This is a genomic window from Pseudomonas sp. 2822-15 (assembly GCF_002742515.1).
GTDB lineage: Bacteria > Pseudomonadota > Gammaproteobacteria > Pseudomonadales > Pseudomonadaceae > Aquipseudomonas > Aquipseudomonas salomonii.
Genome location: NZ_LJRY01000209.1, coordinates 517,237 through 529,308, shown reverse-complemented (window position 1 = coordinate 529,308; position 12,072 = coordinate 517,237). Strand labels below are relative to the sequence as shown.

Annotated in this window: 6 protein-coding genes; 3 read left to right on the top strand and 3 right to left on the bottom strand. The window is 57.2% G+C overall.

What is annotated here, in order from left to right; translation table 11 throughout:
- Positions 1-60 precede the first annotated feature (60 nt).
- Positions 61-1,119 carry a LacI family DNA-binding transcriptional regulator gene (locus AOA59_RS24435; RefSeq protein ID WP_099489360.1) on the bottom strand — a complete coding sequence of 353 codons (1,059 nt, stop codon included), beginning with the start codon at positions 1,117-1,119 and terminating at the stop codon, positions 61-63.
- A gap of 248 nt (positions 1,120-1,367) precedes the next feature.
- Here AOA59_RS24435 and AOA59_RS24430 point away from each other — a divergent pair, with 248 nt between their 5' ends.
- The 3 genes from AOA59_RS24430 to AOA59_RS24420 all read left to right on the top strand — a co-directional run bounded on the left by AOA59_RS24430 (position 1,368) and on the right by AOA59_RS24420 (position 8,019).
- Positions 1,368-3,332, top strand: a complete 1,965-nt coding sequence (locus tag AOA59_RS24430) for a hypothetical protein (protein ID WP_099489359.1) — start codon at positions 1,368-1,370, stop codon at positions 3,330-3,332.
- 142 nt (positions 3,333-3,474) lie between these two features.
- Entirely contained in the window at positions 3,475-5,523 is a 2,049-nt protein-coding gene (locus AOA59_RS24425; RefSeq protein ID WP_143522808.1) for a hypothetical protein, read from the top strand.
- A 240-nt stretch (positions 5,524-5,763) separates the two neighbouring features.
- The gene (locus AOA59_RS24420; RefSeq protein WP_099489357.1) at positions 5,764-8,019 is read left to right on the top strand and encodes an autotransporter outer membrane beta-barrel domain-containing protein; all 2,256 of its coding nucleotides are present in this window, start codon (positions 5,764-5,766) and stop codon (positions 8,017-8,019) included.
- A 118-nt stretch (positions 8,020-8,137) separates the two neighbouring features.
- On the opposite strand, the gene AOA59_RS24415 is transcribed toward AOA59_RS24420, so the two are convergent.
- Both AOA59_RS24415 and AOA59_RS24410 read right to left on the bottom strand, forming a co-directional pair.
- Positions 8,138-8,779, bottom strand: a complete 642-nt coding sequence (locus AOA59_RS24415) for a DUF1345 domain-containing protein (protein WP_065931684.1) — start codon at positions 8,777-8,779, stop codon at positions 8,138-8,140.
- 189 nt (positions 8,780-8,968) lie between these two features.
- Positions 8,969-12,067: an efflux RND transporter permease subunit gene (locus tag AOA59_RS24410; RefSeq protein ID WP_099489356.1), complete on the bottom strand. Its 3,099-nt coding sequence runs from the start codon at positions 12,065-12,067 to the stop codon at positions 8,969-8,971.
- Positions 12,068-12,072: the final 5 nt, after the last annotated feature.

The following is a 12,072-nucleotide window of genomic DNA, read 5'->3' as shown; positions in this document are numbered from 1 at the left end:
CATTTTTACTCGCAAACAATGTGAAAGCTGGCTTGCCTGCGATGGCGGTGTGCCAGTCGGCTACGGCTTCGCCTGACAGACCGCCATCGCAGGCAAGCCAGCGCCCACAAGGGATTGGGTGGAGCCGCGAACGATCAGTTCGGGCAAAAAATCCAGGGTGCGCGGTGGCGCGTCATCGCCGCGCAAGCGTTTAAGCAGGCAGTCGAAGGCGCTGGCGCCAATCGCGTCGGTGGGTTGGGCGAGGGCGGTGATGCCGTTGCCCACCAGCGGGTACCAGTCGAGGTCATCCAGGGCAATCAGGCCGATGTCATCAAAGAGGTTGCAGCCCAGCGCTTTGAGCACGTGGGTGCAGGCCAGCGCAGCCACGCCATTGGCGCAGAACAATGCCTTGGGGCCGGGCTTGGCCAGGAAGCTGTGCAGGTGGTTTGCCAGGCTGTCATCGAGTTCGAGCACTGCACCGGTCAACGCCGGCCGGGCCGCAATTTCCGCCGTGAAACTCGCTTGGCGCTCCACGCGTGAACTGGTGCCATCGGCCTTTTCGCTCACCAGCAGCAGGTCGCGATAACCCTGCTGTGCGAGGTGCTGCACGGCAACACGGACCGCCGCAGGGTTATCCAGGCCAACCATATCGCTGTGCAGCGGCTCGACCTTGCGGTCCACCAGCACCAGGGGCATTTCCCGCTGCAACTCCAGCAGCTGGTCGAGGTGGTGGCCGAGGGTGTTCACAATCAGCCCTTCGATGTTGTACGAGCGCAATGCCGCCAGGTGCTGGCGCTCTTGCTCGTCATCGCGGTCGGTGTTGCACACCACCAGGCTGTAGCCATGCTGGCGGCAGGCGGTTTCGACGCCGTGCATCACGGCAATGGAGTAGGGGTTGCGGATATCGGCCACCAGCATGCCGATCAGGCGCGTGCGGCCGCGTTTCAAACCGCGGGCCATCTGGTTGGGGCGGTAACCGAGTTCGCTGATCGCCCGCTCGATGCGCAAGGCAATCGCGTCGGAGAGCAGGGCGCGGTCGTCACCGATAAAGCGCGACACGCTGGCTTTGGACACGCCGGCGCGTTCGGCAACGTCGACCATGGTCACGCGGCTGCGCTGGGCGGCGGAAAAAGTAGTCACGGTGGCAGGCCTTTCTTATTGGAAGTAGTGATGCTCTGAAACCGGTTTCAGGAGAACTCATTCACGGAACAACGTCAAGTGTCATTCAGCGCAAAACAACGGCTCAGCCGGTCGCGCATCCGACGGACGGCGGTGCGACCTGTTAAATCTGACAGTTACGAGAAGTTGTCGGTGGGTATTCAATCGTCGCTAAAGCAATCAGACAAAAAACCAGTGGCTGGCGCAATGTTGATGTTCTGGAGAGCGATATGAGCACCCCCCCAACCAATAACAATGGTCAAATCAATAGCGCCACAACGTTGCCCATCGATGCAATGACAGCTGCTTTCGGAACGCCGACGTTAACCGCACTCACGGTGGAGGGCAGGTTGCCGAGTGGTGTCATCCCTACAGCCCTTTTATATCAACCGCTGAAAGTTTTTTTGGATACACCTTGGACACTGCTGCCGCAGTTAGGGGAAAGTGATTTTTTTGTAGTGGTTTGGGAGGTGGAAGGAAATGTGCCTTTCCCTCTTCCTGCCAGAGAGTTGGTGGGGCCTATAACCGCCAAAGACTTTCCGTTGGAACTCTCTATTCCTGCGTCTTACCTGCTTAACAATGCCCGTGTGCGTATTTACTACCGTATACATAACCTGTACGAAGATGCTCAGGTGTTCGAGTTTTCGCATCCGGTGGACATTATTATTGATCGCAGGCCGCCAGCAGAAAATGAGGTGCTTAAAGCGCCCTGGTTTGTGGATGACGACATCACTGAGTCTGATGCGACTGATAATGCAACCTTCGATGTTGTCGTGCCGGGGGATTATTCAGGTCGTGCTGCGCTTGACAAGATATACCTGTATCTCATGGACACTAATGCATTTCCGGTCGGCCTGCCAATTTTAATAGAGACATTTGCTGCCACCACCGGCGCTATGGTTCTGAAAGTGCCGGCCGCGGAAATTCGAAAGTTCGCGGGTACCTCGCCACTGTATGCCTGTTATAAAGTCATGGACGAGGCAGGCAATATAACCCCGCAGTTTTCTTTGTTCGGAAGTACCAAGCTCTCTCTGGAGGCGTTGCCAGCCGATTTGCCTGTGCCCACGGTGCCCGCGTTTGATTTTGATCGCCTTATCAATCGGGAAGACGCGCGTAATATCGTATCGTTCGGTATCAGCACCTACACCCATTATCGGCAGGGGGATCTGTGTATCCCTGTATTGGCCGGGGTTGAGTACCCGGCAATACCCGTAATGTCATTGCCGTTTACCGGGACCTTAAGTTGGCAGCAGTTGATTGCCAATGGCGCCAACCTCCAGCGCAAGGACAATGTACCGTTTCGCTACCTTATTCGACGCGCGTCCAACCCGACGAACGGTGGCACGCCTTCTCCTCTGAAATTGATCAATATGGATTTCACGGTTTTCGGCCGCGATCATAATCAGGCGCCCGCGCTGTTGAATCTCCTGCTGGACAAGGTCAACATCTTTGGCGCTGAGTCTAATACGGCTAATCAGCTGGACAGTCGCGACAATAACCAGCCTTGCAGGGCTGAAGTGCTGCTCTCCGGCGACCCTCAAGTGGGTAACATGCTGTCGCTCTATGTGCAAGGACAGACAAATGTAGTAACGACCTATACCGTCAAGAAAGGGGACGTCGCCGGTACCAATATAATCTTTGATAATTTGATTCCCTGGTCGGTAATACAGTCTGTCGGTAATAAAACTGCGCTGTTTTACTATCTGTCCACAAATGGGGTCAACCAGCAACAATCAGCTGATCAACCGGTGGCGGTAAATATTACGCCGCCCACTGTCTTATCCAAACCCACTTATCCGCACGCAGATGATAGAGGGTTTATTACGTGCAGAACGGATCCGCCGATTTGGGAGGGGCTGACTATTCGGGTGATCCCCGGTAGTAAGGTATTGCCGGGGGATATACTGACACTGGCCTTTGTTGGGTATTTAATCCCCCTCAATCAACAGCCAATAAAGTCCACGGAACATACAATGACTCATCGATGGGACGCCACGCAAACTTTCCACGATTTTGTGATCACGGACTATAAGAACTATCTTCAGCCGTTGAAGGCTTTTGCCAGCGCGGGTGCCAAGTACAGTGTTATTCGAAACAGCGTACTAATAGGGGTGTCTGAAACCGGCTACGTGAGGGTGGATCGTAAACATTCGACCGGGTTTTACTGTACGCCGACAGGTAAAGGCGTGGATTGATTCGCCGAGGATGGCAGGCGCATATTTGCAGTTGAAGGTAGGGTGGTCAAGCAATTAAAAGTGTTTCAATGCCAGGTAGTCAGTGGGTCGTGAGCGGTGGCTCTGCAGGTAAAGCATATCTGATGATAACGGAGAATATGAAATGACTATTAAAATCGTTCCAAGAATTCTTATAGGTCCTCCCAGCTCGAACTTAAGCGCGGCAGTGCTTGATCCATCAGTTGTCATAGATCCGGCACTGGGGCTTGTTTCAAAAGATGGAGCCAGTAAAAATTTAATCTTTACAATCACGTCGGGACCGATTTCGTTTGATGGGGACTGGTGCAGGATTTATAAACAACCTGTAAATAGTCCAACCCCCACTCAATGGACGCTGGTGGAAGACTACTTCCAGTTCACCATTGCGAATCCAGGCGATACCTTTACTTATGAAATGAAAGTTCGACCGGATACGGGCCTGCAGGAACATGGTGCGTGGCTTTTCTGTTTTGATTTAACAGAAAATTATCCGGCGAGCAATCCAGGCGACGTAGACGTTCCTGCTAACACGTCAGAAACTTCGCCGCCTACCAGGTTTGAGATCGACTTGATTCCTGCCTATTCCAATGGCAGCACTGCCATTCGGCCACCGCCACTGGTCTATACGGGTACGCTCCCGGCGGGTCAGGCCTTTACGTTGGCCCATCTGACCCAGTTCGGATTCCCATTCAGCATTCCTGCCAACACTTACGCTTTTAAAAGCGGGCAGTGGGACCCGAATGATAAAGTCCGGATGTATCTCACTAAAGGCGACATCGTCATTCCTGCGGAAGAGGTGGGGGGGCTAATTCCACCGCGGCTCATGCTGCAAGCCGGCAATACCGGCGTACTGACCGAGAATGACTTGAATAAAAGCGGTAGTGACTGGCGGCTTATCTATCAAATCGAGGACCGGGCAGGCAATCTCAGTGAGCCTTCATTGCCCTCCCTGCCTTTCACAATAGTGCTGGCGCCTGCGCCAGCGAATTTGCAGCCGATTATGATTGATCAGGCTCCAGACTTGGCTGACGACCTGATCAATCTTGCAGACCTCGCCGTAGGCCCAACCGGTAAAATCCCGGTTTTTGGGAACTACAACAGTGCGAGCAAGTACCGGTTTCGGGTGACATGGGGCGGTCAGCCTGTGAGCCAGTGGTTTGATGTTGTCGCGTTTCCGATAACCTTGGATCGGCTCTTCCTGAACCCGCTGTGTACGGCTGACTATGGTAATGCAAAGGGTCCCAAAACCACCGTGGTGGGCTATGAAATCGAACAAGACGGAGACATTGTACCCGGCCCGACCACCACGATCAGAGTGGATCTGAGTTACTCTGGACCGACTACCACAACGCCGGGTAGTGAAAATGGCCGATTGCTTGTTGCAAGTTTTATGGGTGAAGTCTCGAAGGAGTTGAATATACTCAGGGAGGTAGACGCTAACCAGGACGTGACCATTACCGTTGTGACATGGACCGGCCTTGAAACGCCGACCAGAGGTATGTGGTTGGTTCCTCAGCTGGCCGATGGAACGTTTCTGGCACCTGCTCAAGAATTGGATGACACTCAGGTAGCCGGAACTCCGGTCAGTTGGAAGCTCCCCTGGTCTTACTTCGCCGCATTGGGGAACGGCACGCATAAGATTAGATATGTTGTTTCGCCTACGCCTACGCCAACAGCGGCCACTAACCTGAACCCTGCACCCTACACCGACGTTAGTCTGATAGACGCCGTGGTTACTGCCTTGCCAGCACCTCAATTTGGGGGCGCTCGAGGCATGGGGGCGTCCCTTTCGGTTAACTGCGATGCGCTGACCAGGATGCCGGTGACGACGCCAAAAATCTTTGAGCTACGTGTTTTCGTAGCCGGGAATCCGAAAATGGTGGTGGGTGAACGGCTGACTTTGGACCTGCGGATTACGAGGCCCATCGCAGCACCTCTGGCTTATGACCAAACGCAGTCCCCTAGCGTCCCTATTACGGATGCGGTCAAGGCCAGTGGGCACACTTTCATATTCGATTTCGCTTTCGTTGGGAACGCACAGGCAGGGCGCGCTTATGCGCGTGCTTTTACCAAGCTAAACGACGGTACGCTGGGGGTCGGCACGGCGACGGCCATTATGCGTACTGGGCTGTCGGCCTCGCGGTGTGATCTCTCGCCACTCGTTAGCCCGTAACAGGCGTTAGTCAGGCGGTGACAGCATCCCCCTCTCTTTACCTGAGAGAGGGGGAACTCCCTCACACCACTCCATCCCATAGATCACCCATTACTCAGGTTTCTTACCAGGGTTCTACAGACTACTCCTACATAAACGGGAGCGTTTAATTCTTACTCTACGCGCTGCACAGGTAAGGCCGCATTTTGTCTGCAGTAGGCCAAACCGCTTTTGTAAGTTTCATCATGAGAGTGATTGAGCATGTCGGCACTGAATACGTTTGACCTCAAGCCATTGAGTGTGAAGATGAAAGTTCCCACCCTTACATTCTGCTTCTTCGTAGCAGTACAGGGCCAAGCACAGGCGATTCAGCTGGATAACGGTGCCCAACGTACTATCGGCCCTAATACTGCCGCTACGGATTGGCAACTGTCGGACGGGTCCACGCTGACGATGAACAGCGCGAGAGCCACCGGCATCGACCTGTCAGCTTCTACATTAAACATGAACAGGGGCAGCCAGTCGGGTGCAGTGCGTGCTTCTGGCCGTTCTACCGTCAATATCAATGATTCGCACGTGACGTCGAGCGATCCTGTTCTGGGCGCCGTGCGGCTTGAAAACAGTAAAGCTTTTATTACTAACAGTACGGTCACCAACTCCGCCGGCATGGGGTTGCAGGCGGTCAGCAACGCAGGTGCAGCCTCACTGGCACAAATCGCCAGCAGTTCTATCAGTGGGGCTTCTGGCGGTGCGCTAGCCGCCAGTGGCAGTGAACTTCACTTCACCCAAAATTCAGTCGTGCAGGGTACGGGAGCCGCAGCCTTTGGCCTCGCTTTGGTCGGTGCAACGGCAACCGCCAACCAGAGTGCGATCATCGGCAACGGTCATGGTGTCTTGTTTACTCGCGGTCGCTCCGATACAACCGATGGCAAACTGGTGTTGGACCAGTCTGTGGTTGAGGGACGCACGGGTTCGGCCCTATCGGTCAGGGGCACGCCAGGTCAGGTGCCAGTGGTGTCGATCGACGTACTCAACGGTTCCACGCTCAAAGGCGGCAATGGCAATCTGCTGTCGGTGTCGGGTGGTGCCACCGCGACGATGAATGTGGATAACAGCCGGAACCTGGTCGGTAATGTGGTCGGCGACGCCACCAGCACTGTGCATTTGAACCTGCAAAACAACGCAGAGTTGAAGGGCCAGCTGCAAGGTGTCGACACGGTAAAGGTGGGCAGCAACTCCAATTTGTTCATCACCGGCGACAGCCAGGCACGCTCACTGACGATGGACCGTGGTACGGTGACCCTCGGTGCACCGGGCGAGTTCTATCGGTTGAAATTGGACTCGCTGTCCGGCGAGGGCCGGTTTGTCGGGAGCGTCAATTTTGATGAGGGCAAGGCGAGTTTTATCGACGTCGCCAATCAGGCCTCGGGCAACCACACGCTGGCGCTCTCCGCCAGCGGCAGCGAACTGGTCAAAACCCAGGTTGTGCACACCGGCGGCGGTGACGCGGTGTTCTCCCTTGAGGGCGGCCCGGTCGACATGGGTGCCTATGCCTACAACCTGAAACAGGAAGGTAATGACTGGTTTCTGGACACGCAAACCCGTGTAGTCAGCCGCAGTGCCCGCGTGGTGACGGCATTGTTCAACACCCCGGTGACCATCATGACCGCCGAAGAGGGTTCGTTGCGTGCCCGTATGGGTGAGTTGCGCTACTCCCCGAACAGTACCGGTCTCTGGATCCGTGGTTTCGGCAGCAAATATGATGTGTCCCAGAGTTCGGGCACCGGCTACTCGCAGAGCCTGCAGGGTTTTTCCATCGGTGCTGACATGCCGCTGGCCGACACCCAATGGAAGGTGGGGGTATTCGGCGGCAACAGTAATTCTGACGTGAACCCGGCTCGCGGCGCTGCCGGTACCGTCAAGAGCTACTTCCTGGGTACTTATGCCACCTGGGTGGACGAAGAGAGCGGTTTCTATTTTGATGCCGTGGCCAAAGCGAACCGGTTCCAGAACCAGGCCAAGGCAACACTCAGTGATAACACGTCCACCAAGGGTGGCTACAACAACGTAGGCGGTGGTATATCGGCTGAGTTCGGCCGTCATATCAAGCTGGGTGACAGCTCCTTTATTGAACCTTACGGCCGACTGTCGACCATTGTGGTCCAAGGTGGCACGTACAGCCTGAAAAACGGCTTGCAAGTGGACGGTGAACGTACCCGCTCAAGGACCGCCGAGGCCGGCGCGACCGTTGGCCATGAGTTCCAACTCGATGATGGCACACTGATCAAGCCTTACCTGCGTGCGGCAATGGTCCACGAGTTTTCCGACAACAATAAGGTCACGGTCAACAACCAGACCTTCAACAATGATTTGTCGGGTTCGCGCGCCAAGTACGGTGCCGGTTTGGCCGTTTCGTTTACCCAGGACCTGCAGGCACATGTCGACGTGGAGACCAGCACCAGTGACAAAATCAAGCAAAAAGCCGCGGTTAACGTTGGCCTGCGTTATGCGTTCTAAATAAACAGGCAACGCTAAAAAGCCCTGATCGAAAGATCAGGGTTTTTTTTGATGAACGCAAAAGCGTTTTTCAATCGCCTTCCCGGTTAGATCAGGATTGGCGCCGCAGCATTTGGGTTCAACTGAACAGTCCGGCAGCAATATTGATCGAGAAACCCAGAATCGCCGTATTGAACAGAAATCCAATCAATGACTGGCCCAAAACGACTTTGCGCATTGCACGTGTTGCAACCCCTACATCCGCCGTTTGCACTGCTACGCCAATGGTGAACGAGAAATACAGGAAGTCCCAGTAATTGGGGTTACGCAACCCTTCGGCAAAACGCAATGCCGGCTCGTCGCCCTCCCAGGTGTAGAACAGACGGGCGTAATGCACACTGAAGATCACCCCGGTCAGCAACCATGAGCCAATCACCGTCATGCCGGTAAAGCCGTAGTGCAGCAGGCGCGCCGTGCTGTCCAGGTCTTTGCTGCCCACAAGGTTCACCGTGATGGTCGCAAGGCTGGCTATCGCGGCAATGCACACCATGAACAGTACCAGCCCGGCGTTTTCATCCTCGATCTCGGCGATGCGTTTTACGTCATCGGCGTGTGAACGGCTGGTGAGCCACAGCATGAGCGCCAGGTAGGTCCAGACCCCGGCGTTCCAGCCAATCAGGATTTTGCTGATCAGCGTATCGGCCGGCGCCAGAATGCCCACGGCAAGGCCAAGGACGGCGGCGGATGAGAGGCGAGGGTGGGTGCGGGCGAGGAAGGCCATAGGTGCTCACAACAGGAGGGAGGTTGTGAGCACCATAGCTTATTCAGGCGGACTTGATCATGAACAGCACGATGCCTCCTGTGGGAGCGGGCTTGCCCGCGATTGCGGTGTGCCAGTCAAAACATCTGATCTTGATATACTGCTATCGCGGGCAAGCCCGCTCCCACATTTTGATCGAGTTCGGCTGAGTTAATCCGTCTTGTGGCGCCTGCGCACCAGCTTCATCACCACCACAAAAAACACCGGCACAAACACCACCGCCAGCGTCGCGGTGATCATGCCGCCGATCACGCCTGTACCAATCGCCTGTTGGCTGGCCGAGCTGGCGCCGGTGGCAATCGCCAAGGGCACCACACCGAGAATAAACGCCAGCGAGGTCATGATGATCGGCCGCAACCTCAGCCGTGCGGCCTTCAGGGTGGCGTCGATCAGATCCTCACCTTGGTCTACCAGGTCCTTGGCAAACTCGATAATCAGAATCGCATTCTTCGCCGACAAACCGATGATGGTGATCAGGCCGACTTTGAAGAACACGTCATTGGGCATGCCACGCAAGCCCACCGCCAATACGGCGCCAAGCACACCCAGCGGCACCACCAGCAACACCGAGGTGGGTATCGACCAGCTTTCGTACAGTGCCGCCAGGCACAGGAACACGATCAGCAGCGACAGGCCCAACAGCAACGGCGCCTGGGAGCCGGACAAGCGTTCCTGCAACGACAACCCGGTCCATTCCTGGCCCAGGCCGGCCGGCAGTTGGCTGACCAGGCGCTGGATTTCTTCCATGGCCTCACCGGTGCTGTGCCCCGGCGCCGCTTCGCCGCTGATCGAAATCGCCGGGTAGCCGTTATAACGCGTCAGCTGCGCCGGGCCTTGGGTCCAGCTGGCTTCAACGAATGATGACAAGGGCACCATCTTGCCGGCGTTATTGCGCACGTTGATCTTCATCAAGTCCGCCACCTGGCTGCGCTGGTCGCCTTCGGCCTGCACCACCACCCGCTGCATGCGGCCCTGGTTGGGGAAGTCGTTGACATAGGCCGAGCCGATGGCCGAGGACAGCACATTGCCCACATCGGCAAACGACACGCCCAGGGCGTTGGCTTGCTTGCGATCCACCTGCAACTGCACTTGCGGTGCTTCGGCCAGGGCACTTTCGCGCACGTTGGCCAGGATCGGGCTTTTTTCCGCGGCCGCCAATAACTCGGTGCGCGCCTGCATCAGCGCGGCATGGCCGACGCCGCCACGGTCCTGCAAGCGGAACTCGAAGCCGCTGGAGGTGCCCAGGCCGTCCACCGGCGGCGGCAGGATCGCGTAGGCAATCGCATCCTTAAGCTCGCTGAACGCTTCGTTGGCACGCTCGGCAATTGCCGAGGCCGAATCTTCGCTGCTGCGCTGCGACCAATCCTTGAGCGTGGTAAAGGCCAGCGCCGCGTTCTGCCCGGAACCGGAGAAACTGAAGCCCATAATCATGGTGGTATCGCCCACCCCAGGCTCGCCGGCGTTGTGCGCCTCGATCTGCTCGGCCACCTGCACCGTGCGGTTCTTGCTCGCGCCCGGTGGCAGCTGGATATCGGTAATGGTGTAACCCTGGTCTTCCACCGGCAGGAACGAGGAGGGCAGGCGACTGAACATCCACCCCAGGCCCACCAGCAGCACCAGATAAATCAACAGGTAGCGGCCGCTACGCTTGAGGGCATAAGCCACCCAGCCTTCATAACGGTCGGTGAGGCGCTCAAAACGCGTGTTGAACCAGCCGAAAAAACCACCCTTGGCATGGTGCTCGTCCTTGGCAATCGGCTTGAGCAAGGTGGCGCACAGTGCTGGCGTCAAGGTCAGGGCCAGGAACGCCGAGAACAGGATCGAAGTGGCCATCGACAGCGAGAACTGCTGGTAGATCACACCCACCGACCCCGGCATGAACGCCATCGGCAGAAACACCGCCACCAGCACCAACGTGATACCGACGATGGCGCCGGTGATCTGGCCCATGGCTTTTTTCGTCGCGTCCTTGGGCGACAGGCCCTCGGTGGCCATGATGCGCTCGACGTTTTCGACCACCACAATCGCATCGTCCACCAGGATGCCGATCGCCAGCACCATGCCGAACATGGTCAGCACGTTGATCGAGAAACCCAGCAACAGCATGGTGGCGAAGGTGCCCATCAGTGCAATCGGCACCACCAGCGTGGGGATCAGGGTGTAGCGCACGTTCTGCAGGAACAGGAACATCACCGCAAACACCAGCGCCATCGCCTCCAGCAAGGTGTAGACCACCTTGGTGATCGAGACTTTGACGAACGGCGACGTGTCGTAAGGGATCTTGTACTCCACGTTGGCCGGGAAGTAGCGCGACAGCTCGTCCATTTTCGCCCGCACCAGGGTCGCGGTGTTCAGCGCGTTGGCGCCGGGCGACAGTTGCACACTGACGGCGGTCGACGGCTTGCCGTTCAGGCGCGTGGAGAACTGGTATTCCTGGCTGCCGACTTCCACCCGCGCCACATCGCCGATGCGCACGGTGGAGCCGTCGGGGTTGGCCTTGAGCACGATGTCGGCAAATTCCGCCGGAGTCGACAACTGGCCCTTGACCAGGATTGCGGCGGTGATTTCCTGGGTCTTGGTGCCCGGCAAATCCCCAATGCTGCCCGCCGAGACCTGGGCGTTCTGCGCGCTGATCGCGGCGTTCACGTCAGCCGGCGTCAGGTTGAAGCCGATCAGCTTCTGCGGGTCGATCCAGATGCGCATGGCGCGTTCGGCGCCGTACAGCTGGGCCTTGCCCACGCCGTCCAGGCGCTTGAGTTCGTTCATCACGTTGCGCGCCAGGTAATCGCTGAGCGCTACGTCGTCGAGCTTGCCGTCATTGGAGGTCAGGGTCACCAGCAGCAGGAAGCCGGCGGAGACTTTCTCCACCTGCAAGCCTTGCTGGGTCACGGCTTGCGGCAAGCGCGGCTCCACCGCTTTCAGGCGGTTTTGCACATCTACCTGGGCCATTTCCGGGTTGGTGCCCGGCTGGAAGGTTGCGGTAATGGTGGCCGAACCCAGGCTGCTTTGGGATTCGAAGTACAGCAGGTGATCGGCGCCGTTAAGCTCCTGCTCGATCAGGCTGACCACGCTTTCATCCAGGGTCTGGGCCGACGCGCCTGGGTACACCGCGTAGATCTCCACCTTCGGCGGCGCGACGTTGGGGTACTGGGCCACCGGCAACTGCGGGATGGCGAGCGCGCCGGCCAGCAGGATAAACAGGGCCACCACCCAGGCGAAAATCGGGCGGTCAATAAAGAACTGCGGCATGGCGG

What these genes read in the sequence shown, in the direction of transcription:
- AOA59_RS24425 (WP_143522808.1), top strand. Translation starts at nt 3,475, where the DNA reads ATGACTATTAAAATCGTTCCAAGAATTCTTATAGGTCCTCCCAGCTCG.
- AOA59_RS24420 (WP_099489357.1), top strand. Translation starts at nt 5,764, where the DNA reads ATGTCGGCACTGAATACGTTTGACCTCAAGCCATTGAGTGTGAAGATG.
- AOA59_RS24415 (WP_065931684.1), bottom strand. Translation starts at nt 8,779, where the DNA reads ATGGCCTTCCTCGCCCGCACCCACCCTCGCCTCTCATCCGCCGCCGTC.
- AOA59_RS24410 (WP_099489356.1), bottom strand. Translation starts at nt 12,067, where the DNA reads ATGCCGCAGTTCTTTATTGACCGCCCGATTTTCGCCTGGGTGGTGGCC.
- AOA59_RS24430 (WP_099489359.1), top strand. Translation starts at nt 1,368, where the DNA reads ATGAGCACCCCCCCAACCAATAACAATGGTCAAATCAATAGCGCCACA.